Below are 21,936 nucleotides of genomic sequence, written 5' to 3' on the forward strand. Positions count from 1 at the left end.
TGTCGTCATTTGATCCTGACCACGACCTTGCCCTTGGCCCGTCCCTGCTCGACGTATTGCAGTGCTTGTGCCGTGGCTTCAAAGGCGAAGGTGCGGTCAACCACGGGCTTGATGATTCCGGCCTCAATCAGCGCGGTGATCTGTTGCAGCTGGGCGCCATCGGCCCGCATGAACACAAAGGCGTAGCTGACGTCCAGCTTGCGCGCCTTGCGCCGGATACCGAAGCTCAAGAGGCGCATGACCTGCTGCAACGGCCAGGCCAGCCCTTGCTGCTGGGCGAACTGCACAGTGGGTGGCCCAGAGATGGAAATCAGCTGGCCGCCGGGCTTGAGGACCTTGAGGGATTTTTCCAGTACGTCGGTGCCCAGGCTGTTCAACACCAGGTCGTAGTCATGCAAGAGGCTTTCGAAGTTCTGCTGCTTGTAGTCGATCACCTGATCGGCGCCCAGGGCTTTGACCCATTCGACATTCGCCGTGCTGGTGGTGGTCGTGACGAAGGCGCCGAGGTGTTTGGCAAGCTGGATGGCAAGGGTGCCGACCCCGCCTGCGCCCGCATGGATCAGCACTTTCTGGCCCTTTTTCAGTTGGGCGGTTTCCACCAGCACTTGCCAGGCGGTGAGTGCGACCAAGGGGATCGACGCGGCCTCCGTCATGGTGGTGTTGGCAGGTTTCAGGGCAATTGCGTTTTCGTTCACGGCGATCCATTGGGCGAACGTCCCGATCCGCGCTTCGGGCGGGCGCGCGTAGACTTCGTCTCCGGGCTTGAAACGTTGCACTTGTGAGCCCACTTCAACCACGACGCCCGCCAGGTCATTGCCCAGTATCAGTGGCAATGCATAGGGCAGGATCAGCTTGAATTCGCCGTTGCGGATCTTCGAATCCAGCGCGTTGACGCCGCTGGCGTGGACCTCGATCAAGACGTCGTGGGCACCGACCTCGGGAACGGGCACTTCGCTCATGCGCCCGGTGTTCTTGCCATAGCGATCAATTGAAAATGCCTTCATCGGTGTGCGGCTCGTGTCAGTGGGAATAGGTGTGGGCGGTGCTTGGGTGGGGTGGCTGTCATGGGGCTCAGTCGTCAAGGAACGCCAGGGTCCTGGCCACGAAGTCAGCGTGGTACTGAAAAATGCCGCCGTGCCCGGCATCCTCATACATCACCAGCTGTGCGTTGGGGACGCGGTTGGCCAGGGCAAGGGAGTTGACGCTGGGCACCATGATGTCGTTGTCGCCGTTGACGATCAGTGTCGGCGCCCGCAGGCGCCCGAGATACTGCGGCGCCTGTTTGCCCCACGCGGTGATGGCTTGCAACTGGCGCAGGAAAGCGCCGGGCGTCGGGCCCTTGTCGCGATTCTTCCTGCGGGCTTTCAGGCGTTGCAGATACTCCGAGGCGGCTCGACGACCATTGGGCGTCGAGGTAAAGAACAGGTAGAACTTGGGATCGCGCAAGGTCAGCAAGCCTTTGAGCATCAAGGGCCAGGTCACTGAGCCGACCTTGTCGATAGCGGTGCCGCCGGCCGGTCCGGTGCCGGTGAGAATCAAGCGGCGTACCAATTCGGGGGCCTTCAGGGCGATGTCCTGAGCGACGAAGCCGCCGAGTGAAAAGCCCAGTACATCGACGCTCTTGAACCCCAGGGCCTGTATCAGTTCAATGGCGTCTTGCGCCATTTCGCCGACCGTCAGGGGGGCGGTTCCACCCGAGCCGCCGATGCCGCGATAGTCGGTGGTGATGACCCGCCGGGTCTGTGCCAGCCCATCGATTATTGCCGGGTCGAAGTTGTCCAGCACCGCGCCCCAATGGTTAAACAGCACCAGAGGCACGCCGTCCGCGGGACCGGTATCGCGATAGGCGAAGGGAATGCCCCTGAGCATGATCGACTGGTTCGCCGCGTTGATGAACGACGTCTGCAAAGGCGGGGGGAAGGTTGTCTGCGTTGGATTCATTGTTACTCCGAACAGCGGGCCGGATTCGTCGCAGTGCCTGCCGCGAATCCGGCGCGAACGCTCGCTGCCTAAAGATCACTGTTGGGGCTGGTAGCGCTGGGCAACCTCGGATTGACGGATTTGCCCCAGCAGGCCCTGACGTGCGCTCTGCAGGTCATCCCAGCGTTGCGCTTCCTGCAGCGGCGGGATCGTCACCGGTTCGCGACGATCGAAACCCAGTAGCGCGGCGTCCACCAGATCGGCCACTTCCATGATTTCGTCCAGGGTGTTGATGTCGACGCCGGAGCGATCCCAGATTTCCGTGCGGGTGGCGGCCGGCAGCACGGCCTGCACGTACACCCCAAGGGGTGAAAGCTCCAGGCTCAGGCCCTGGGACAGAAACAGCACAAAGGCCTTGGTCGCACCGTAGACCGACATGCCGAATTCCGGTGCCAGACCTACCACCGAACCGATGTTGATGATCGCGCCATCGCCGGCTTTGGCCAGACGTGGAGCGATGGCGCTGGCGAGCCGCACCAGTGCCGTGGTGTTAAGGGCAACCAGCTGCGCAACGCTGTCGGTGCTTTGCTCGATGAAGTTGCCGGATAGCGCGGCGCCGGCGTTATTGATGAGAATGCCGATACGGGCGTCATCGCGCAGGCGGCTTTCAACGGTTGTCAGGTCGTTGAGTTGGGTCAAGTCCGCCTTCATGACATCGACGGCGACCCGGTGTTCGCTGTGCAAGCGGGCGGCAAGTGCGTCCAGGCGTGCCCGGTCGCGGGCGACCAGGACCAGATCGTGGCCACGTTGCGCGAAGCGCTCGGCGTAGACGGCGCCGATGCCAGTGGAGGCGCCAGTGATAAGAACGGTAGGGCGAGGGTTCATGGGGTCATCTCTCTTTCAGAATGAGGGGGAACAGACAGCGTGAATCGGACTGCTCAGCTTGCGCTGGCGCTTGCTTCAACCAGCGTTGGGTAGTCGATGTAGCCCGCCGCACCGCCGCCGTAGAGGGTGGCGGGATTGAAGGCGGACAGCGGCGCGCCGCTTTGCAGGCGCTCCACCAGATCCGGGTTGCCAATGAACGGGCGACCGAAGGCGATCAGATCGGCCTGGTCTTCGGCGAGCCGCGAGGTCGCCAGCTCCAGGTCATAGCCGTTGTTGGCGATGTAGGTGTTTTTGAAGCGCTGGCGCAGGGCGGCGAAATCCAATGGCGCCACGTCGCGCGGGCCACCGGTAGCGCCTTCGACCATGTGCAGGTAAACGACGCCGAGGGCGTCGAGCTGATCGACGACGTAATCGAATTGCGCCTGCGGGTCGCTGCTGGAAACACCGTTGGCCGGCGACACCGGTGACAAGCGCACCCCGGTGCGAGCCGCGCCGATTTCATTGACCACGGCTGCGCTGACTTCGAGCAACAGCCGCGCACGGTTTTCAATCGAGCCGCCGTAAGCATCGGTGCGCACGTTGGCGCTGTCCTTGAGGAACTGATCCAGCAAGTAGCCGTTCGCGCCGTGAATTTCCACGCCGTCGAAGCCGGCGGCAATGGCGTTTGCCGCGGCCTGGCGGAAATCGGCGACGATCCCCGGCAGTTCGCTGATGTCCAGCGCGCGGGGCTCGGAGACGTCCTCAAAGCGGTTATTGACGAACACCTTGGTGGCCGCGCGCAGCGCGGAAGGAGCCACGGGGGCGGCGCCGTTTTCTTGCAGATCAACGTGGGATACGCGGCCGACATGCCACAGTTGCACAAAGATCTTGCCGCCCTTGGCATGCACCGCGTCGGTCACCGTGCGCCAGCCATCAATCTGCGCCTGGGTGTAGATCCCGGGGGTGTCCTGATAGCCCTGGCCCTGTTGGGAAATCTGCGTGGCTTCGCTGATCAGCAAGCCTGCGCTAGCGCGTTGGCTGTAATAGGTGGCGGCGAATTCGCTGGGAACAAAGCCTGCGCCGGCGCGGTTGCGGGTCAGTGGCGCGAGGACGATGCGGTTCGCCAGCGCGAGGGTGCCAAGGGTGTAAGGGGTGAACAGATTCTGATCGGTCATCTGGTGTCTCTTCCGTGCCTGGTGGTGGAGGTCGGTGGTGCGTGCAATTAGGATGATGATCGAAATCTAAACTGTCAACGGTTTTGATTATGGTCGACATCTATGTATGATTGGGACCATGATTTCCCAATCAACATGAGGTATTGCACGTGAGAGTGAGCAAGGCCCAGGCGCAGGCCAATCGAGAGCACATCGTTGAAACGGCCTCTGAATTGTTCCGTGAGCGCGGCTTCGACGGTGTCGGTGTGTCGGATCTGATGGCGGCGGCCGGTTTCACCCACGGAGGTTTCTACAAGCATTTCGGCTCGAAGGCCGACCTCATGGCCGAAGCCTCGGCCTGCAGCCTTGCCAAGTCGCTGGCGGGCGCGCAAGCGCTGGATGTTCCTGGCTTCATCGACGTCTATGTGAGCAGAGAACATCGCGACGGACGTGGCAGCGGTTGCACCATGGCCGCGTTGTGTGGCGATGCGGCGCGCCAATCGGAGGATGTGAAAGCGACGTTTGCCGAAGGGGTCGAGCACACCCTGCAAACCCTGGGGGACAAATACCCGACCAGGCCGGATGCCGCTCCGGGGGAGGGCCGACGGAAAATGATCGACCTGCTGTCGCGAGCGGTCGGTGCGATTATGTTGTCGCGTGCCTGCCCGGATGATTCAGCGCTGGCGGATGAGATTCTTGAGGTGTGCCGCGCTGAGATGTTTGCGTCGTTGCCGGTTGATAAAGGCAAGCCGGCATAAAGGGGGGCATGCCAGGGTTGTGCGCTTGCGGTCGTTGAGCGCACGTCGGCGTCAATTATGAATTGAAACGTGTCTCGGATCTGCCTGGGCGCACACCCGTGTCAAATTCTTCCTTCACCTTGACTGACGATTCGGCATTTCCAAGATCAGCCTCAATGGGGCCAATGCAACCCCAGCAGTCACCGCCACAATCGACCGAAAGCGGATCGTCTTTGAGGCCCAGTTTTCGACCGCATATACCGCACATGTCTGACATACCTGGATCCTTCCTTAGCTAAAAAATCTCTATGACAAAAAAGTACTGACTAAAACCAGCCTCTGAGTTTTAAGTGTTTGCTTAAGTAAGATCGTGCTTCTGATAGGCGACAACGGAGCGTCAATGCCCGCAGAAATAAGTCAAAAGGATGAGCTGACGCTGACCATCCTGTCATGCCCAAGCGGCCGGCCGGGCTGTGTTCTGGTTCGGCTCACCGGCACTGCGCTGCATGCAGAAATAGCCTCGGAAAAAAACTCAGCCGGGGATGTGCTGCAACCGCTGGAGGAGTTCTTCATGCTGGCAGTGCCCTTTCTCCGAGCGTCATTCCACGTAACGCAGCCACAGATGTGTCCGGTTGCAGATCGCTGGGACGACTGCAGAAATCACCGTTTGCTTGTTCTCCTCAGGGGTGTTGTAGAGCGCACAAAAATCGCTCGCCACTGCGTTGGCGACGCTCAGGTCGGCAGGCACTGCACGCAGGAAACCGAGGTAAGACGCGCCAACCCCCATCAATTCATAACCGTGGGCCTGGGCGAAATGGCGGGCCACCGCGAAGTTCTGCGCAGGGCCCAGGTCGCAACTGAAATAGCCGTTGGGAAAGGCAGCCAGGGCCTGGCAGGCATGCTCGACCGGAACCAGGAGTGCCGAGAGGGGCTGGTCGAGCAGTGAAACCGGGTTGTCCTGATAGTCCATCCATTCCTGCAGGGCGGGCTGGTCAAGGGTCAGTCCGTGGGCGCACGCGTCTTCGAACGAGCTACCGGCCACCAGATCGGTGAAGTTGCGCAAGCAGATCGGGAACTCGGCTTTGGTGGTGGGATAGCCCAGGTATTCGCCCTGTTCGAAGCACTCTGCAGGTAACTGGGCGATGTCCTGTTCCGAGGCATCGTCCAGCCCCAGGTTGTTGCGTGCATGGCCGGAGGTGTAGCGGGCCTGGGGCAGGTCATCCAGCGAGAGCAAGGGCCTGAAGCCTGGGTGGTTGTCGGCGATCTGGCGGTAGGCGTCGATCAGCTCGTCCAGGCTGGAAATGCCGCTCAGGCTGTACTCATCGCAGGTGCCGGCAGCGGGGTTGCCAGGCATTGCGTTACCGCGAAATTGGATATCCATCGAAGGGCTACCTGTTCACTGTTGATGTTCAGACGAATGATTCAGCTTTTTTGCGCGCCAGCGCACCTCCCGCTAGCACCGCCGGCATGATGGCCAGGCAGCAGGTGAGATGCACCCAGCTTATTTGGCTTAAGGAGAAGATCCCCACGGGAATGCCCCAGACCAGCAGGATGATGACCCCGACCCAGATGGCAGGACGCAAGGTGCGGGTCGCCTGGGTCCGGGTGCTGACAAATCCCCCAACGCCCGCCGTGACGGTCCAGCCAAGCACCGTCAGCCACTGAACGGTATTGATGCTGACCAGTTGATCGTGCTGTTGTCTCCAACCCGGTTCGCCAAGGGCAACGAACGCAGGAGGGAGAAACTGTGAAATGGCCAGCCCGAACACAGGCAGCACCAGGACGCAGGAGAGCAGGCCGAAGAGAATGGCTTTAAACATGGGGTGTTCGACATCCGTGTTGAGAGGGGCTTGGAGGGTGTTGCTGATTGGATGCGCGGTTCGTGAGGCATCCAGGCTAAGCAGTGGTTTGTTTACGGCTTCCCGGGAAGGATCGTCATCGAGGTCGATAGCGTCAAGAGAGAACGTCCTGTTTGGGCATGAAGAATCGAGCGAAGAGTTCGGATTGGGACTTGATGTTCAGCTTGGCGTAAATGTTGCGACGATGAACCTTTATCGTTTCTGCCGAGAGTGAAAGTTTGCCAGCGATCTCCTTGTTGGAAAAACCACTGAGCAACAGCCTGAGTACATCGCTTTCGCGGGTTGTTATTTGCGTGCCAAGCTGGCTGACCGTTTCGGGCCATTGAGGCGGGGCGCTGAGGCTTTTCTCTACATCCGTCTCAAAGCACATGCGCTGATGCATCAAGGCAGTGACCCATGGCTTGATCAGGTCGAGCATCGTAATTTGTTCCTGATTGAAGTGGACGCCGCTGCCAATGGAGATGCACAGGGTTCTGTCGGCATCGAGCTGGATGTTGTACTGGACTTCATCGACAGAAATATATTGCGCAAAGTACTTGTGGTAGTACTCGGTTTCCAGAAAGTACTCCGGTGCAATATCCAGCAAGTGGAAGAAACCGCTCTGCGGTTTTTCTCGATTGGCGATATAAAACGGGTCGAGCAGATAAAGCCCCTTTACATAGAGATGAATGAACGCATCCACCTCTTCCACATCGGCTACTTCGGGAAGGCTGACCACTTGCACCTGTTGATTGCTGAAGATCAGGACTACCCAGTTATCGATCTGCACATATTCATTGAGTGTGCGAATAAGCGAGCTCCAGAAGTCTGGGCGGTTCAACTGCATGATCAGTTTTCCAATCGAGCGGTGCCAAGCCAGGCTATGCAGGTCGAGTGGCATTTTCTACCCCTTTAGGGTTAGGGATTTGTGGGTCAAGGGTAAGTAATCGTAGGTATTTACTATTGATCAAGGCTCGGTATATTCGCCTTCAGGGTTTACGACAGCCATGAGGGCACGTCGTCTAGACAAGGATGTTGCATGAGAAAATTACCTTTGCGAACCGTTTTTTCGGTCGCGCTGCTCTGTGCCGGGATCAGTACATCCGCGGTGGCAGTAGAGCCTGGGATGTACCTGTACAACTGGTTCGGGCTGCTCGCGCCGGAGACCCCAAAAGAGTTTGAACAGGCCACGGGCACCCGGATTCACATGGATGCCTTCGACAGCGCCGAGATCATGCAGAGCAAGGTCATGGCCGGGCGCACGGGCTATGACGTGGTGGTGGCAACCTCCAATGTGTTGCCCAGCCTGATCAAGGCGGGCGTGCTGCAGCCGTTGGACCCTGCCCAGCTGAGTAACCTGTCCCACGTCGACCCTGACATCCTCGCCCAACTGGCGGTCAATGACCCTGGCAATCGCTACGCTGTGCCCTACTTGTGGGGCACCACCGGCATTGGCTATGACGTTGATAAAGTCAAAGCGGCACTGGGTGATAATGCGCCGGTCAATAGTTGGGACTTGATCTTCAAGGAAGAGAACATCAGCAAGCTACAGTCCTGTGGCGTGGCGATGCTCGACTCGCCCAGCGAGATCATCTCGATTGCCTTGAATTACCTGGGGCTCCCCAGCAATAGCAAGAACCCGGATGATTACCAGAAAGCCCAGGAACTGCTGTTGAAGATCCGGCCTTATATCGTTTATTTCGACTCGTCGAAAATCGATACGGACCTGGCGGGCGGCAACATTTGTGTTGTTGTGGGCTGGGCTAATGGCGCCCTGGCGGCGCAGGCTGCCAACGAGAGTGCCAATACCGGACGCACGATCAACTACAGCCTGCCTCGCGAAGGCGCGTTGGTCTGGTCGGAGAATCTGGTGCTGCTAAAAGACGCCCCCCACCCAAAGGAAGGCCTGGCGTTTATCAACTACATGATGCGGCCGGAAGTGATTGCCAAGACGTCAAATCACACGCTGTATCCTAATGCCAACAAAGATGCCACTGAGTTTGTCCAGCAGAAGTTGCGCGATAATCCGTGGATTTATCCAGACAAGGCAACTGTCGCGACACTGGTTCCGCTTGAGCCGCTGCCATTGAAACTGGAACGTATCCGCACGCGGGTCTGGACCAAGGTCAAGAGCAGTATCTGATCGGGTTTGACCTTTCGCCTGCTGCTTCATACACGTCGTTGTGGTGAGTGCGGGCTCATTGTTTAAAACATTCGGTGAAATGTACTCGCCTTGCGGAATCCGTTTCTTTCCGCAGGGCGGTATGCGCCTGCGTCCATTCAACACCTGATGCAAGAGGAGCACAGTGGATGTTCAGCCCAGCCAATCAAACGCACTTCAGTTTGACCATCGACGGTTTTGAGCACGACTTTCAAGTGCTCGCATTTACTGGAGAAGAGGCGATCAGCAAGCCTTATTTCTTCAATGTGGAGTGTGTGTGCGAGCGGCCGGATCTGGACCTGCAAAGCCTCTTCGACAGGGAGGCTTTTCTGGCTTTCGACATGAAGGGCAACGGCGTTCATGGACGCATCTATCACATGGCTCAAGGCAGTAACGCTCAGGGTTTGACGCACTACAATCTGGCCCTGGTACCGCACTTGTCCTACTTGCGTCACCGCATCAATCAGCGGATCTATCAACAGTTCTCGGTGCCGAACATCGTCGCCTTGATCCTCGAAGAGCATGGAATCCTCGGCGACGCCTACAGGTTCGAGCTGGCTTCGACCTATCCCGAGCGTGACTGTTGTACCCAGTACGATGAAACGGACTTGCACTTTATTCAGCGCTTGTGCGAGGAGGAGGGTATTCACTTCCACTTCCAGCACTCTGCGCAAGGCCATGTGTTGGTCTTTGGCGACAACCGGGCGGCTTTTCCGCCGATTGGGCAAGCCACGGCTTTTGCACCAGAGCGCGCTAGGCCCGCCAACGAGTTACCGACTCGTCACGACAAGCAGACAAGCCTGCGAGCCCTGCAGCAGCGCGCGGTTGCAGGGCAAGGGGAGCAGAGCGGGTTGCTCAGTGGCCATGTACTGGAAACCTCGGGCCGGAGTGGCGAACTGTGGCTACTGACTCAGGTCATCCATGAAGGCAAGCAAGCACAGGTTTCGGGGCAGAGCGTCGCCAATGTCAGCACTGACAACCAGGATCAACTGCGTCAGGGGTATCGCAACCGTTTCACCGCGCTTGCGTTGGACCTTTGCTATCGCCCGCCTTTGGCTCATGAGAAACCTCTGGCGCCGGGCAACCAGACGGCGCTGGTCATCGCGCTGGAAGACCAGGCGAACCCGCCTGATCGGCGTGTCGAAAGGGTCAAGGTCAAGTTTCCCTGGGACCGCGAAGGTCGGTTTGACGACAAGAGCAGTTGTTGGCTGGCCGGCACTGCCAACTGGCGCTGTGAAGTGACACCGCTGCGACCCGGGGTGGAGGTCAAGGTCGCGTTTCTTGAAAACGACCCCGATCAACCGCTGATCAGCGGTTGCCTGTGTTGCGGCTGATAACCGAGCCTTGGTCTCGAAGCGTAGGCCTTGTTCAGACTCTATCTTCAGGGCCATCGCTGTCGATAGAGTTGGGTGTTGTTCTGCAACACCACAACCCTGTTTGAAAGGAGTCACAACCCTTGACCTGGAAGCTTGCCTGCTTTGATCTGGATGGGACCTTGGCCCGGAGCAGTACCGGCCTGCATCTGGCGCAAAAAATCGGCCATGGCGATGTCATGCGCACGCTGGAGGACGGCTACCAGGCGGGCGAGGTCAGTAATATCGAAGTGGCCCGGGTCGATGGCTTGTATTACCGGGGCCTTGGCCAGGCCGACATCGCCCGCATGCTCAATGATATTCCAGTCATACGCGATATCAGGAAAACCACCGATTGGCTTGCAGCCCATGGCATCCCCTCGGTGATCTGCACCCTGGCCTGGCAGTGTGTGGGTGACTATTTTGCCCAGCGCTACGGGTTTATCGGCTCTAGCGGGCCGGTACTGAAAACCGACCCCATGGGCGTTTTCACCGGAGAGGTTGAAGCGCATTTCACCGAGTACGACAAGCCGGTATTCGTGGGTTCAATGTGCCAGTCGCTAGGGGTGGACCTGTCGCAGGTTTTTCACATTGGTGACTCGGTGTCGGATATTCCACTGTTTGAGGCGGTGGGCTATTCCATTGCCCTGAACGCGCATCAAGCCGCCAGAGAGAAGGCCCGGATCACACTCGATAGTGATTCGTTGTTTGACATCATTGGCTTGATTCCCTGGCTCGATCCTGACGCCAGGGCATTTTCATGAGTTTCTGGCTGCGTAGGTCTCGCCCGTCAGCAGGATGACGCCTTCTTTGGAGCAGACGCGGGTGAGGCTGTTGATAACGACTTTAAGGCCGCTGGAATGCGGGAACAGCGAAAAGAACAACTCGAAGTACAGGTAGTCCTGGACCAGGCGCGCCGCCAGATCGGGATGCTCCTTCAACAGCGTCCTGAAGCTTGGGTAGCCCAGCTCTGCAAGTTCCGGGATGTCGACAAAACCCTGGTCGATGTCGTCGGTTTTGCATTCGGCGGCAAAGGTGTCCGCGCATTCAAGAAAGCGTTGCGGCAGATCGCCGTGGTGGATGCGCAGTTCATAGAGTGTTACCGGGATCGTGGGTGTCTCGCCGAAGCCCAGGCTGCGATAGCCAACGGTTCGTGGGTCGATGATTTGGCCGGCTGAGGTGAACTTCATGATGGGCTTCCGGGTTATTCGGGTGGTGAAAGACTGTCGTTATCTTCGAGCGTGCGCGCTTGGGGTTTAACGGTTGCGACGTAGAAGAGGATATAGCCCGAATACACCAGCGAGCCTGCTGCCACTTCATGGTCGAAGCACTGCTTTAGTTCATCCTCATCCGTAAAACCGTATTCCACGAGCCTGTTCTCGGCAAAGCCGGCCAGCCTCGATAGGGTTACGCCGTCGATTTCGCCCTGCTCACCAAAGTCAAAGCTCACCGTTGCCGTTGGCAGGTGAACGGCGCAGCCATAGCCGTGCTTGAAGTAACGGATGCCGCCTGCCAGCTCTCCTTGTTGCGGGATATCGGTTCCCACCCAATCGGCGTTGCTGACAGGGAGGGGAATGGCGGATTGCTGCATCAGTTCGACAGCCGTGCGGATGCTGGTTTGGTAGTCGGAAACAAGATGGGCGAGGTGCGGGTTCATGGGGATTGGCATCGTGATCAAGGGGGCAGAAGATTTCAGAGATTGCGGCGCGATACAAGGTGCGAGTGCGCTTGATGCGCGCAAAGACTTTGATGCCGGTATATTCGCCTGGATGAATGTTGGAGCTTGAACATGGGTTTTTCCACCACTGTCTGGGAGTGGTACGGGCAGGATGAGTACAAGCGGGTGCTGGCGGTGGGCGAGGCGATCGATGCCCTAGGCTTCCTGGCATTGGATGCCGGCGCTCAGCAGGCCAGCATTCCCGATTGCGCCGCCTGTGAGGCTTGGTCCATGGCGATGTTGCCGTTGCAGGCGCTGCTGGCAACCTGCGCGAGTGCCTTACCGGCTGACGTCCGGGCTGGAGTGCAAAACCTCTGGGAGCAATGCAATGGCTTGTTCGAGGCGGCCCTTCATTGTGGCGACCGGGGGATCTTCGAACACGGGCAGTGGCAGTCGCTGCGGGAGGCTGCCGGGCAAGTGTTGGGGTTGATGGAGGAGGAGCAGTTGCGGCCCTTTCTGGAAGAACTGATGGTGGATTGTGGACGTGCGATGTAGGGGTGAAGTCTTGACCCAAGTATTGGCCAGAGACTGTTCACGAACGCTGCAACCCATGACTGATTGGAAAGATACGGATGTTTGACGAGCTGATATTTACCGGTGAAGCGCCAGCAAAAGATGATGCATATGCTGGTGGCGGGGCCTGCCTGCCCACGGATCTGGCCTGGCCCTGTTCGCCTGATGGAGTGCCGCTGACACATCTGATGGCCTTTCCTGGACGTTGGTTTTCAGAGGCCTTGCTCGATAGGAATTATTGGGTTTCGGTTTTTGTGCCGTACTTGCCGGGCGAGGTCGGCCACTATCGAAAGTTGCGTGCCGTCCAGGGACGCTCGGAAGCGGTTGTCATGGGCTATGTGCGCGCCGGTTCCGAGCGGGATGAGGCTGTTCAGCCGATTTCAGATCGCGGGACGGTGCGGCTGGAGGTGAACTGCGACGCCGATGATGATGAGAACCTGGCCTCGAAGTTGGATGGCGTGGACGCTTGGCTGCAGTCGCCTGTTTTAGCGGGGGCAGGGCGTAGAAGGGTTTCTATATATGGGGGCGATCTGGATGTAGCGCTGCCTGAGCACAAAGGCGTGCTTTCGGATGGCATGGGGTATCTGTTTCTGGATGAGGACTTTTCAGAGAGGACAGGCGCGGGGATTGGTCGGTTCTTTTTGCAGTTGGGGTAGGGCGATATGGCGCTATCGAAAGCTGAGGCCAGGCCAGCGATCTTCGCTGAAAGGGCGTTTGGCTGCGTAAACGGGCGTTGCTCGACCAATGCCAGTTGAGAGGCTTCTAGATAGACGGAGAGAGCCAATACTCTATCCCTGGTCGGAGCCTTACCTAAGTGTCTGTGGCCCTGGCAGTTACCCGTCTGGATTCAGCTGTGTCGGTGCTTTGTCGTTTGGGGGCTAATCGCTTTCGGCCAGGAGCGGTCATTGGCGGACTTTGCCCCCCCCTCGCCCGAAATTACGCGCTGCCATGATGCTATAGGCATGTAAATTTATTGGAGCAAACACAATTGCCTTTACCGTATTCATTACTACGTCATTCAGCTTCTGAACTTGCCAGATTGATTCAACGGCGCGAGCTCTCTTCCACATCCATTGTGTCCACCTACCTAGCACGTATCGAAGCGCTTAACCCATCACTCAACGCCTTGGTGCAGGTATGTGGCGAGGCTGCGTTGGCACGCGCCTGGGAGGCCGATCGTGCAGTTGCCCAAGGTGAGTATTGGGGAGCGCTGCATGGCGTCCCCTTCACCGTTAAAGATGTTATGGATACTCGCGGTGTGGTGTCAGCAGTCGGCTTGGTCGATCGGGCTCGATACGTACCCGAGCAGGACGCTGTAGTGGTTAGGCGAATGAAAGCTGCCGGCGCGATCTTGCTTGGCAAAAGCAATTGCCCACCCGGGGGCGGCGGGGGCGTCACTGATAACCCCGTATATGGTGCTACGCGTAATCCGCATTCTCTATCCCACAGCCCAGGAGGCAGCAGCGGTGGCGAAGCTGCGGCGATCGCCGCCGGCCTTTCACCATTGGGATTAGGCAGTGATTCCGGCGGTAGCTTGCGTGTGCCTGCGCATTTTTGCGGTATTAGTACGTTGAAACCCACCAGTGGCCGTGTACCCAACACCGGTGTATTCGATCATCTTGGCGGGCTCAGCGACTACCGCAGCCAGATTGGCCCAATGGCCCGACATGTCGAGGATCTGGCTTTGGTGCTGCAATTGATCGCCGGTGAGGACGGTCGGGACGCCGGCGTGATACCGATGCCGCTCTGCGCCATGAGTACTGTCGAACTACGCGGATTGCGAGTGGCTTGGTACGGCGAGGGCGGCATTGCACCTGTTGACGACATCACGCAGACGACTCTGCAGTCGGTGGCCGAGATATTGAAGGAGGCAGGTGCCGTGCTCTCTTCGGCGTTCCCGGAGGCATTGGCCAATTCCAGAGCCATTACCGAACGCTATTGGGCCATGAGCAAAGGCTCCGGGGCGGAGTTAGTACAGTTGTTGGCAGACTGGGATCAATTTCGCAGTGCAATGCTGGGGTTCATGGAGGGCTACGACATCATTCTCTGTCCTGTCGACGCCGCACCGGCGCCGTGCGTGGGAGAGGCACGGCCTACCCTGTTCAGTCACACGTTGCCCTACAGTTTGGCAGGTTGGCCCAGCGTGGTAATTCGTGCCGGTACTAGCGATACGGGTTTGCCGGTGGGGGTGCAGATCGTCGCGCGACCTTGGCACGAGCATGTTGCTTTGGCTGCAGCAGTAGCAGTTGAGAAAGAGCTCCCATTCACGCTTTGAATCGCCACCGGTCATTGGCAAAAACCTGAGCCGAAAATGCACGCAGGTTTATTTTTAATACATGAGCCGCTTCATATCACGGCCAAAAGCACCTGAAAAAGATCCATTTGGTTGGCTGCTATCGCTCCACAAAAGCAGCCCATCAGCTAGAAAAATAAGGCGCACTGCGCCTCTTGCGCCCGCAAACGCAGGATCAGGCCCGAGGTGAATTCAATCACCAGATGATGATCCGCAGGAAAGTGGTCCGTGAGGTAGAAGGTCTCGGTGGCGGCGCCGGCTTCCACCACGCCTATGGCATGCACGCAGCCCAGGTCGCTCTCGAAGGCGTTCATCTCCCTGGCATCGGCGCAGAAGTAGCTCAGTTGACTGAAGCTGAGAATGATCTGGCGTGCCTCTTCGACGGGCACCCAGTCTTGCTGCAGACGGTTGAAGGTCAGTGTCAGCGAGCCTTTCAGGACGTCGTGTCGGATAGCCTCGGCGTTGTAGAAGTTATGCAGATCGTAGGCGCGTCCCTGCACTTCGACTTCGATATGGCCCAGGAGGAAGTTGTGACAGTGCATAGGGTGGCTTGATCTCTTGATGGAGGGCGGGTGAACGGGCCGGGATGAGATGGCAGTGTTGTTGGCACGGCGACGCGGTTAGCCGAGTCGGAGGGCGGTTTTTGTGTTGTACTTGCCGGGCGAAGTTGAGCCTTTGACAACGGGTTCAAGTTGTTCACTTCGCTCACCGAGATGGGTTAAAGCCCGTCCCTTAACCAAACGTCAAATGGCAAATTGAAGTCGGTAGCATGGCCGAAAATAAATGAAATTCAATGACGGTGACAGGGTAAAAGTTAAGCCCCACGTGTGGTGGCCGAATGGCGGGGTTGGAGTGGTTTCGTTACCCCCAGAATATGTGAAGGAAGCCTTGGGTGGTGAAGTGGAGCTCTCTAGCACTCAACGAACTATGGCTGGAAAAGACAGGATTATTACCTGTGTATGGATTGATTTTGACGAGCCGGCAATGGATTGCAGTGATGACGGCCCTTACATCGGCGGAGAGGTTCTCTTGGAGTACCTGGAACATGTATAGGGTGGAATTTAAAAAGTAAGACGGTCTGGCAGATTGTACTTCGCTTGTTTTTGTCCGCGAAAATGCTCGCGGCCACTTGCGGACGTTCCTCGGCCACCATGGCCAACGCAATGGCCCACCTGGCGGCGCAGCGAGGGTTCCGCTGGCTTGCTCCATGGGGGGCTTGCGACCGCTGTTCTCGTCAAAGACATAGGACGGATGTGCTAGATAGCCCTTTGCTACATGTTCAGGGTGCCAAGCTATTGCCTTCAAAAATAACGGCAAAGGACCGGCCCCATGATCGCTTTTACAAGGCATCTCTTGCCTGCCGCATTACTGTGTAGTGCCCTCGCTGCCCAGGCGAGCGAAGTGCTGAAGGGCGACTTCTGGGTCGTTCACTATCAGGGTGCCTTGGGCAAGAATCAGGTGTTCATCGCAGACGGCGACCCCACTCACATCATCAATCGTCCAGGTGGCGCGAAATCATTGGGTGTCTATCAACTTTACGAAGAGCCCGGTAAACCCAACTTCACCTCTTACGATGTCGAAATCGATTGTGCGAAGAACCGCGTGCGCATCATGGATGCGGCGGATTTCCACAGCGTGTTCAATGAATTTCGCAATGCGAAGTATTCCAGCCAATGGCAGAGCAAACCTGACGCCTGGCTGGTGCAAAGCCGTGACTTTGTCTGTAAGCCGACTGAACGCCAGGCCAAGAAGATGGAGCACTTGGGTGTGATGTCCGCGTCGCAAATGAGCAAGGCTGGGCCGCAGTTCTTCGAGATATTGAATCGCGAGGCGGCCAAGGCGGCCGTCATGCAGAAGATAGATGAAGGGTTCGCGCAGATGTCTGCCAAGTAACCTGGCCTTCAGGGAGAAGACCTTATGAACCGATTGTTTATGTTGGCCCTGCTCGCCACCTTGCTCAGTGGCTGCGCATCATTGTCGGCCAGCAGTGCCTGGAAAGATCGCCCGGTGGGCGAACTGATCGACTTCTTCGGCGTGCCAAGGCAGATCATGGTGGCGCCGGAGGAAGATATGGTCGTGCTCAGATATGTACGTGACAGTAGCTATGTTTCACGTGAAGCCGCGGGTACTTACACGGGGCCGCAGAACGGGCAACTTGTGCACGCAGAATACTGGGAAGACGTGCAGCACTCAGGCAGTTGCGAAATCAATGTGTTCGTCAACAGAGCGCGACTGGTGGAGAAGGTGCGAACTAAAGGGCGTTGTGTAGCGGTCGAGATGGGGCCGGCAGGGTAGGAATGGGCCACTGGCGAGGACAGATTCCACGAACAGGCGCATCAAGACAGTGGTCGTCGACCTGCGCTACGGGCGCGTGCATGGCCCACTTTGGGGTTCGAAGAGATCGGCAACCCTGTACCAGGTCTCATCCGAGAACTCGTAACGCTTTGCAATTGCAGAGTTCCTTCTTGTAGAGGAGTAGGGGCTCTACAAAAACTGAGCCAACGAGGGTGCATGATTGGAGTTCTGGGTTGTCGTATAGAGTCTCCCAAAGCTGCGCTTCACGAAGGGCAGGAAGCGGCCAAAAGCAGACATAGCCTTTAGGAAAGAATCGGCAAAAAAGAGCCGCCTAAGCGGCGGCTAAAAAGAGGTATGAGGGCACGCTCATACCAGGGTGAACAGCCCAGCGCTGGCGGGGAGCTGGGGAAAACTTAGCGTTGTAGCGCTAGATAAACCCCGCAACCAAGTGCAAGCAGGCCCGCAGGGATGGCTGTCACCGAAATGATGTCGATCAGTCTGGATTGGCGGATTACATCGGATAGATCGTCCTTGTCTGCCGCCGCACTGCGCCTAAGAACGGGTACAAGGCACATGAAGTTGCCAAGCACGGCCAAGCAGCCCGCCACCACCTTCAACGCGTAAATACCGTCGAAGCGGGAAGGCTCGATAAGCAGAAGGCCGGTTACTAGGGCCACGCTGAACGCGGGTGTCTCGAAAAACAGATCGATCTGGCGGTGCAACTTGGCAACAGTGAAGCCTTGGCTGCGGCTCTGTGCGCGGCTTTGTTCAAGCAGGAACTCAACGGAAACCACGCCCAGCCAGAAGGCTACGGCGTAAAGATGCAGTTGCAGCAAAAGGTCAAAGCGCATGGTGGTTCTCCTCAGTCTCTGATCAGGCCAGGTGTTTTGGCGAGCGTGTCGGCAGAGCGATCGGGGTGATCACGTTCGAGAAAGCGGCGCAGGCCTTCGCGGGTTTCCGGCTGATGAATGGAGCGGTTGAAACACTCCGCTTCGATGCGCAAACCTTCGGCCAGCGGTTGACCGTAACCGCGTACGGCAGCTTCCTTGTCGGAGCGCATGGCCGGTTGGGGGAGGGTGCAGAGAAACTGGGCCAGCTCCATGGCACGTGCCAGCGAGCGGCCCTTGGGTACCACTTCATTTGCCAGGCCGATGGCGAGTGCCTCGGACGCCGAGATGACTTTGCCGGTAAGGATCAGCTCCATGGCCCGCGCCATACCGACAATGCGTGGCAGACGCTGACTGCCACCATCGGCCAAACCGATGTTCCAGCGCCGACAGGTGACGCCGAACGAAGCGTGCTCTTCGGCAATACGCATGTCCGCAAAGCAGGCCCATTCCAGCCCTCCGGCATACGCGGCACCGTTGACCGCTGCGATCACCGGTTTGTAGATGTCGGTCCAGCGGCTCGGGCCGAGAATGCCAGGGTGTTCGCCACGATTGTGGGCTGCGATTTCCTCGGCAGTGGAGGGCACCAGATCAAAGCCTGCTTCCAGGTCACCGCCAGCACAGAAGGCTTTGTCACCTGCCCCGGTAATAATCGCAACGAGTGCATCAGGGTCATCGCGAAACCGAGTCCAGGCTTCAATCAGTTCGAGGTGCGTGGTTGGCCCAATGCAGTTGCGCTTGTCCGGTCGGTTGAAGCGAATGACCCTTATCGGGCCCTGTATTTCGTAGTCGATTTGAGTGAACGGCATGACGGTGACCCTCTTGTTATTGTTATTTGCAGCGGTTTAGTGCCACGACACACTGTGTTCCAGGGGAAAGCGTAAACGCGGGTTGTAGACGGCGCGCTCAGCCGGCAGGCCAACCGCCAGGAGCATGATCGGAATTGCATCGTTGGGAATGGGCAGCACGCGTTTTAGCCGCTGCTCGTCAAAACCCTCCATGGGGCACGTGCTGTAGCCATGGCTTTGGAAAGCCAGCATCAGATTCTGCGCCGCCAATGCCGTCGACTTCACCGCCCACAGGCGCATCTGTTGAGGACTGCTTGGAGCACGCATGACGGCGCGCCGAAGCCCTATTAGCCAGAGCAGTGGGCGCTTTAGTAGTCCTCGCCACCCCAGCCAACCCTGGTTGTATTGGAACAGGGCGGGGCCTGTGTAAAAGCGTTCGACGGCCGGCGGCACAGCGGGCTCCGGCCAAAACTGCAGCACGTCGGCGCAGGCCTGTTTCCACGTGCCGGTTCGAGCCAGTACAACTACGATCAGCGGCGCCTTGGCGGCGCTCTGGCCTAAGCAGACGGGGTGCAATTTCTGCAGCAAGGCCGGGTCGCGCACCACCTGAAATGACCAGGGCTGCAGATTGCAGGAGCTAGGTGCCAATACGGCAAGCTCCAGGCACGCCCGAATGACGTCCTCGGGCACCTCGTCGGCAGTGAAACGGCGTACGGCTCGGCGACTTTCCACCAGCGTGCGAAACAGCTCGCTGGTCTCGGCCATCGGTAGGGCAATAGAGCCAACGCTCATTGTCCGCCCTCGGTCCCTGAACGACGATTTGTTGCGGCGGCATTGCGATGGCTGACCAGCCAGTTCAATGCCCCATCCCACATGGCGGTGGCCGAAGCGCGGAAGTAGCCCATGTGGCCGATGGGGTGTTTTTGCGACGCTGGCGCAAGGTCGAGGGTCTGTAGCTGCGCAGCGCTATAACCCTTGATAAAGGCGTCTCGCGATATCGGCGGCGCCCAGCTGTCATCCACTGCGTTGGCGAATACGCAAGGCACGCGTACCTGCGCGTAACGCCCGGCAATGGCCGTCATGGTTGGGTCATCAAAAAAATAGTGGGGGTGTGCGCACCAACGTTTCCAATCTTTGTAGACGCCCAGGGGCAGGTCATCGCCCATGCCCAACACACTCCAGGCCATGTAGCCTTTCCACCTGACGATCAGGGGCAGGATGCACGTCCACAAGAGGCGCACCTTGAAGGCCTCGAGTCTGGGCATCCAGCCAGCCCAACCAGCGCCAGTGCCGAAGCAGTAAGCGGCAGTGATTTTGTGGTGGTTGGGCAGCAGGCCCAGCGCATGGCCGCCAAAGGAGTGCCCCATCCAGTAGATCGGAGTCGTGCCGTCGTCGATAAAGTCGACCGCTGCGGCGAGGTCTCGCAGGCCCCAGTCCAGGTAAGACATCTCAAAACCTTTGAGCGTCTTCGGCGCGGACTCACCGACACCCCGATAATCCAGCGTCAATACATTGAAGCCCTGGGTGGCTGCGTAAAGGGCAAAACGCCGGTAGAAGCGCTGCTGCACACCGGTGGCGCCGGCCATGACCAGGTTGCCCTGCAACGTGCCTTGCGCGGCGTAAAGGGTGGCGGCCAAACGGAAACCGTCGTCGGCCTGCAGTAAAAAGGGGGCGATCTTTGAAAGGTTCATGGCGGACTTACGTGTGTTCATACAGAGGGTTCCAGCTGTGCAGTGGCTATCAGCTCTTTGCGAAGAATTTTGCCTACGTTGCTTTTGGGTAACGCGGCACGAAAGATCACCCGGCGCGGGCGTTTATAGCTGACTAGGTGCGCCGCGCAGTGAGCGAGTACGTGTGCTTCATCGAGATGGGCGTGGCGTGCGACGACATAGGCAATAGGTACTTCGCCCGCCTTGTCGTCAGGGGCTGGGACCACTGCTGATTCCAGCACCCCAGGGTGAGCGTTGAGGATTCGCTCGATCTCCGAAGGGAACACCTTGAACCCCGAGGAAATGATCATTTCTTTCTTGCGATCGACCAGGCGCAAATAGCCATCGTGGTCAAACAGACCGATATCACCGGTACGGAAAAAACCGTCTTCTGTAAACGCGCTGAGGTTGTCTTCCGGCCGCCGCCAATAGCCAGCCATGATGGCCGGACTGCGTACGCAGATCTCTCCGTCGCCAATGGTGACCGGACGGCCATCGTCATCGCGCAACGAGATTTCAATTCCGGCGACAGGAATACCCACCGAGCCAGGCCGGGACTCGCCCACCAAGTTGCAGCTGATCAAACCGGTTTCTGTCATTCCGTAGGCTTCGGTGAGATGACAGCCCGTGGTCTGATGCCAGCGTTCAGCGGTCGTCTGGCTTACAGGCATGCCGGCGCCTAAGCAGACAACCAGTTTGCGGAAGTCCAGATCACGGAACGCGGGGCTGTCGAGTAGGGTGTTGTACAGCGTATTGACGGCAGGGAAGCTGCTCACTTGATGCCTGGACCATTCCTTGACGAAGGCCACGGTATCGCGTGGGTTCATCACCAGAATAGCCTTGCCTCCCCGGCTCAACGTGAACAGCAAATTGCCAAGCCCGAGGATGTGATAAAGGGGCACGGCAAGCAGCAATTGGTAGTCTGGCTCGGGCACCTTACTAAGGTGCGAGCGCAGCGCCACCTGTTGTTGGGCAATGTTGTACAGCATTGCCCTGTGGCTGATCGGGACACCCTTCGGTTGCCCGGTCGTACCGCCGCTATAGATCATCAAGGCAGTCTGCTCAGGCGTGATCGCAGGACGTTTTGCAAAGTCTATAGCGGGCGTGTTCACCAGGTTTTTCCAGGCAACCGCGCCTTCGACCTGCGACGTCACAACACCAGTACGGCGGCGAGCTATCCAGTTAACCAACAGGCGGCGCCAGCCGAGTTGATCGCCCGGTTGTACGCACACAGCAAGGCTGATACCAGCCTCGCGCATGGCGTGCTGCACGCTCTCGCTCATGGGGGCAAATAGGAAGACCGCTTTGATCTCGCTGTCTCTAAAGACTTGAGACAGCTCTTGCGCGGTATACAGCGGATTGACACAAACGGCCGTAAGCCCAGCGCGAATGATCCCCAGGCAGGCAATGGGGTGCGCGAGCATATTTGGCAACGCCACCGCGACACGTGCTCCCGGTTGCAGCCCTTGGTTGATCAACCAGGTTGCTACTGCCGCGCTTAGGTCCTGAAGCTTTGCGTAGCTGATGTTCTGACCGAGAGCGGAAAGTGCTGTGGCATTCGGCACTCTGGCGGCGCTGTGGTGCAGCAGTTCGTCGAGGGTGCTTACTCCGAGATTGGGGAGCTTTGTACCATCCTGAGAGGAACTGACCAGCTTCAGCTGGACGCTCTCGGTATTCGAGCCATTCATCCCTGTTCCCTCTACAGCGT

Annotated in this window: 25 protein-coding genes; 10 read left to right on the plus strand and 15 right to left on the minus strand. The window is 58.3% G+C overall.

From position 1 onward, the window contains the following. Nucleotides 1-5 precede the first annotated feature (5 nt). The 4 genes from FW796_RS28530 to FW796_RS28545 all read right to left on the minus strand — a co-directional run bounded on the left by FW796_RS28530 (nt 6) and on the right by FW796_RS28545 (nt 3,959). Nucleotides 6-1,004 (minus strand): NADP-dependent oxidoreductase, encoded by a 999-nt coding sequence (locus FW796_RS28530; protein ID WP_446440457.1) that lies wholly within the window; start codon nt 1,002-1,004, stop codon nt 6-8. A gap of 67 nt (nt 1,005-1,071) precedes the next feature. Continuing rightward, a complete protein-coding gene (locus FW796_RS28535) occupies nt 1,072-1,941 on the minus strand; it encodes an alpha/beta fold hydrolase (protein ID WP_446440458.1) in 870 nt (289 codons plus the stop codon). Between the two features lie 75 nt (nt 1,942-2,016). After that, nucleotides 2,017-2,805 (minus strand): SDR family NAD(P)-dependent oxidoreductase, encoded by a 789-nt coding sequence (locus FW796_RS28540; RefSeq protein WP_404936980.1) that lies wholly within the window; start codon nt 2,803-2,805, stop codon nt 2,017-2,019. A 53-nt stretch (nt 2,806-2,858) separates the two neighbouring features. Continuing rightward, entirely contained in the window at nt 2,859-3,959 is a 1,101-nt protein-coding gene (locus FW796_RS28545) for an alkene reductase (protein ID WP_446440459.1), read from the minus strand. Between the two features lie 149 nt (nt 3,960-4,108). Between FW796_RS28545 and FW796_RS28550 the strand changes: the two genes are divergently transcribed. Then, a complete protein-coding gene (locus tag FW796_RS28550; RefSeq protein WP_446440460.1) occupies nt 4,109-4,696 on the plus strand; it encodes a TetR/AcrR family transcriptional regulator in 588 nt (195 codons plus the stop codon). Between the two features lie 577 nt (nt 4,697-5,273). On the opposite strand, the gene FW796_RS28555 is transcribed toward FW796_RS28550, so the two are convergent. The 3 genes from FW796_RS28555 to FW796_RS28565 form a co-directional block, all read right to left on the minus strand. Next, entirely contained in the window at nt 5,274-6,056 is a 783-nt protein-coding gene (locus FW796_RS28555; RefSeq protein WP_446440461.1) for a hypothetical protein, read from the minus strand. Nucleotides 6,057-6,084: 28 nt separating this feature from the next. Next, complete coding sequence (locus tag FW796_RS28560; RefSeq protein WP_446440462.1) at nt 6,085-6,495, minus strand: hypothetical protein; 411 nt, start codon at nt 6,493-6,495, stop codon at nt 6,085-6,087. 133 nt (nt 6,496-6,628) lie between these two features. Next, nucleotides 6,629-7,414 carry a response regulator transcription factor gene (locus FW796_RS28565; protein ID WP_346634250.1) on the minus strand — a complete coding sequence of 262 codons (786 nt, stop codon included), beginning with the start codon at nt 7,412-7,414 and terminating at the stop codon, nt 6,629-6,631. 138 nt (nt 7,415-7,552) lie between these two features. Here FW796_RS28565 and FW796_RS28570 point away from each other — a divergent pair, with 138 nt between their 5' ends. The 3 genes from FW796_RS28570 (at nt 7,553) to FW796_RS28580 (ending at nt 10,790) form a co-directional block, all read left to right on the plus strand. Next, on the plus strand, nt 7,553-8,656 hold the full coding sequence (locus FW796_RS28570; protein WP_346634251.1) for a polyamine ABC transporter substrate-binding protein: 1,104 nt from the start codon (nt 7,553-7,555) through the stop codon (nt 8,654-8,656). A 167-nt stretch (nt 8,657-8,823) separates the two neighbouring features. Beyond that, nucleotides 8,824-10,008 carry a type VI secretion system tip protein TssI/VgrG gene (gene tssI / locus FW796_RS28575; RefSeq protein ID WP_446440463.1) on the plus strand — a complete coding sequence of 395 codons (1,185 nt, stop codon included), beginning with the start codon at nt 8,824-8,826 and terminating at the stop codon, nt 10,006-10,008. A 122-nt stretch (nt 10,009-10,130) separates the two neighbouring features. Further along, complete coding sequence (locus FW796_RS28580) at nt 10,131-10,790, plus strand: HAD family hydrolase (protein ID WP_446440464.1); 660 nt, start codon at nt 10,131-10,133, stop codon at nt 10,788-10,790. On the opposite strand, the gene FW796_RS28585 is transcribed toward FW796_RS28580, so the two are convergent. Together FW796_RS28585 and FW796_RS28590 are read right to left on the minus strand one after the other, a co-directional pair. Continuing rightward, nucleotides 10,785-11,216: a hypothetical protein gene (locus tag FW796_RS28585; RefSeq protein WP_446440465.1), complete on the minus strand. Its 432-nt coding sequence runs from the start codon at nt 11,214-11,216 to the stop codon at nt 10,785-10,787. The genes FW796_RS28580 and FW796_RS28585 overlap by 6 nt on opposite strands. A gap of 14 nt (nt 11,217-11,230) precedes the next feature. Next, complete coding sequence (locus FW796_RS28590; RefSeq protein WP_446440466.1) at nt 11,231-11,683, minus strand: DUF6896 domain-containing protein; 453 nt, start codon at nt 11,681-11,683, stop codon at nt 11,231-11,233. On the opposite strand from FW796_RS28590, the gene FW796_RS28595 reads away from it, so the two are divergent. From FW796_RS28595 to FW796_RS28610, 4 genes are all read left to right on the plus strand, one after another. Then, nucleotides 11,682-11,813 (plus strand): hypothetical protein, encoded by a 132-nt coding sequence (locus tag FW796_RS28595; protein ID WP_446440467.1) that lies wholly within the window; start codon nt 11,682-11,684, stop codon nt 11,811-11,813. The genes FW796_RS28590 and FW796_RS28595 overlap by 2 nt on opposite strands. A gap of 2 nt (nt 11,814-11,815) precedes the next feature. Beyond that, entirely contained in the window at nt 11,816-12,238 is a 423-nt protein-coding gene (locus FW796_RS28600; RefSeq protein ID WP_446440468.1) for a hypothetical protein, read from the plus strand. Nucleotides 12,239-12,315: 77 nt separating this feature from the next. Beyond that, nucleotides 12,316-12,912: a hypothetical protein gene (locus FW796_RS28605; protein WP_446440469.1), complete on the plus strand. Its 597-nt coding sequence runs from the start codon at nt 12,316-12,318 to the stop codon at nt 12,910-12,912. Nucleotides 12,913-13,229: 317 nt separating this feature from the next. Next, complete coding sequence (locus FW796_RS28610) at nt 13,230-14,531, plus strand: amidase (RefSeq protein WP_346634259.1); 1,302 nt, start codon at nt 13,230-13,232, stop codon at nt 14,529-14,531. Nucleotides 14,532-14,677: 146 nt separating this feature from the next. Here FW796_RS28610 and FW796_RS28615 read toward each other — a convergent pair whose 3' ends face one another. After that, nucleotides 14,678-15,091, minus strand: coding sequence for a hypothetical protein (locus FW796_RS28615; protein ID WP_346634260.1), 414 nt, complete (start codon nt 15,089-15,091; stop codon nt 14,678-14,680). 787 nt (nt 15,092-15,878) lie between these two features. Between FW796_RS28615 and FW796_RS28620 the strand changes: the two genes are divergently transcribed. Beyond that, complete coding sequence (locus FW796_RS28620; protein WP_446440470.1) at nt 15,879-16,442, plus strand: hypothetical protein; 564 nt, start codon at nt 15,879-15,881, stop codon at nt 16,440-16,442. Nucleotides 16,443-16,466: 24 nt separating this feature from the next. Then, nucleotides 16,467-16,844, plus strand: coding sequence for a hypothetical protein (locus FW796_RS28625; RefSeq protein WP_110653312.1), 378 nt, complete (start codon nt 16,467-16,469; stop codon nt 16,842-16,844). Between the two features lie 413 nt (nt 16,845-17,257). On the opposite strand, the gene FW796_RS28630 is transcribed toward FW796_RS28625, so the two are convergent. Genes FW796_RS28630 through FW796_RS28650 form a run of 5 tightly spaced genes read right to left on the minus strand, consistent with a single transcriptional unit; the run spans nt 17,258 to nt 21,916 of the window. Continuing rightward, the gene (locus FW796_RS28630) at nt 17,258-17,695 is read right to left on the minus strand and encodes a hypothetical protein (RefSeq protein WP_446440471.1); all 438 of its coding nucleotides are present in this window, start codon (nt 17,693-17,695) and stop codon (nt 17,258-17,260) included. 11 nt (nt 17,696-17,706) lie between these two features. After that, the gene (locus FW796_RS28635; RefSeq protein ID WP_446440472.1) at nt 17,707-18,540 is read right to left on the minus strand and encodes an enoyl-CoA hydratase/isomerase family protein; all 834 of its coding nucleotides are present in this window, start codon (nt 18,538-18,540) and stop codon (nt 17,707-17,709) included. A gap of 36 nt (nt 18,541-18,576) precedes the next feature. Next, complete coding sequence (locus FW796_RS28640; protein WP_446440473.1) at nt 18,577-19,311, minus strand: nitroreductase family protein; 735 nt, start codon at nt 19,309-19,311, stop codon at nt 18,577-18,579. Then, nucleotides 19,308-20,231, minus strand: a complete 924-nt coding sequence (locus FW796_RS28645) for an alpha/beta hydrolase family protein (RefSeq protein ID WP_446440474.1) — start codon at nt 20,229-20,231, stop codon at nt 19,308-19,310. Before FW796_RS28645 ends, FW796_RS28640 begins: the two co-directional genes overlap by 4 nt. Further along, entirely contained in the window at nt 20,228-21,916 is a 1,689-nt protein-coding gene (locus FW796_RS28650; protein WP_446440475.1) for an AMP-binding protein, read from the minus strand. The genes FW796_RS28645 and FW796_RS28650 overlap by 4 nt, the downstream gene beginning before the upstream one ends. Between the last annotated feature and the right edge of the window lie 20 nt (nt 21,917-21,936).

The sequence above is a fragment of the Pseudomonas sp. 910_21 genome, assembly GCF_052850735.1.

Coding starts and splice junctions, on each gene's coding strand:
- FW796_RS28555 (WP_446440461.1), bottom strand. CDS start 6,056: ATGGATATCCAATTTCGCGGTAACGCAATGCCTGGCAACCCCGCTGCC.
- FW796_RS28625 (WP_110653312.1), top strand. CDS start 16,467: ATGAACCGATTGTTTATGTTGGCCCTGCTCGCCACCTTGCTCAGTGGC.
- FW796_RS28645 (WP_446440474.1), bottom strand. CDS start 20,231: ATGAACACACGTAAGTCCGCCATGAACCTTTCAAAGATCGCCCCCTTT.
- FW796_RS28620 (WP_446440470.1), top strand. CDS start 15,879: ATGATCGCTTTTACAAGGCATCTCTTGCCTGCCGCATTACTGTGTAGT.
- FW796_RS28650 (WP_446440475.1), bottom strand. CDS start 21,916: ATGAATGGCTCGAATACCGAGAGCGTCCAGCTGAAGCTGGTCAGTTCC.
- FW796_RS28640 (WP_446440473.1), bottom strand. CDS start 19,311: ATGAGCGTTGGCTCTATTGCCCTACCGATGGCCGAGACCAGCGAGCTG.
- FW796_RS28630 (WP_446440471.1), bottom strand. CDS start 17,695: ATGCGCTTTGACCTTTTGCTGCAACTGCATCTTTACGCCGTAGCCTTC.
- FW796_RS28545 (WP_446440459.1), bottom strand. CDS start 3,959: ATGACCGATCAGAATCTGTTCACCCCTTACACCCTTGGCACCCTCGCG.
- tssI (WP_446440463.1), top strand. CDS start 8,824: ATGTTCAGCCCAGCCAATCAAACGCACTTCAGTTTGACCATCGACGGT.
- FW796_RS28595 (WP_446440467.1), top strand. CDS start 11,682: ATGGGGATTGGCATCGTGATCAAGGGGGCAGAAGATTTCAGAGATTGC.
- FW796_RS28565 (WP_346634250.1), bottom strand. CDS start 7,414: ATGCCACTCGACCTGCATAGCCTGGCTTGGCACCGCTCGATTGGAAAA.
- FW796_RS28570 (WP_346634251.1), top strand. CDS start 7,553: ATGAGAAAATTACCTTTGCGAACCGTTTTTTCGGTCGCGCTGCTCTGT.
- FW796_RS28560 (WP_446440462.1), bottom strand. CDS start 6,495: ATGTTTAAAGCCATTCTCTTCGGCCTGCTCTCCTGCGTCCTGGTGCTG.
- FW796_RS28540 (WP_404936980.1), bottom strand. CDS start 2,805: ATGAACCCTCGCCCTACCGTTCTTATCACTGGCGCCTCCACTGGCATC.
- FW796_RS28635 (WP_446440472.1), bottom strand. CDS start 18,540: ATGCCGTTCACTCAAATCGACTACGAAATACAGGGCCCGATAAGGGTC.
- FW796_RS28530 (WP_446440457.1), bottom strand. CDS start 1,004: ATGAAGGCATTTTCAATTGATCGCTATGGCAAGAACACCGGGCGCATG.
- FW796_RS28585 (WP_446440465.1), bottom strand. CDS start 11,216: ATGAAGTTCACCTCAGCCGGCCAAATCATCGACCCACGAACCGTTGGC.
- FW796_RS28600 (WP_446440468.1), top strand. CDS start 11,816: ATGGGTTTTTCCACCACTGTCTGGGAGTGGTACGGGCAGGATGAGTAC.
- FW796_RS28605 (WP_446440469.1), top strand. CDS start 12,316: ATGTTTGACGAGCTGATATTTACCGGTGAAGCGCCAGCAAAAGATGAT.
- FW796_RS28590 (WP_446440466.1), bottom strand. CDS start 11,683: ATGAACCCGCACCTCGCCCATCTTGTTTCCGACTACCAAACCAGCATC.
- FW796_RS28535 (WP_446440458.1), bottom strand. CDS start 1,941: ATGAATCCAACGCAGACAACCTTCCCCCCGCCTTTGCAGACGTCGTTC.
- FW796_RS28615 (WP_346634260.1), bottom strand. CDS start 15,091: ATGCACTGTCACAACTTCCTCCTGGGCCATATCGAAGTCGAAGTGCAG.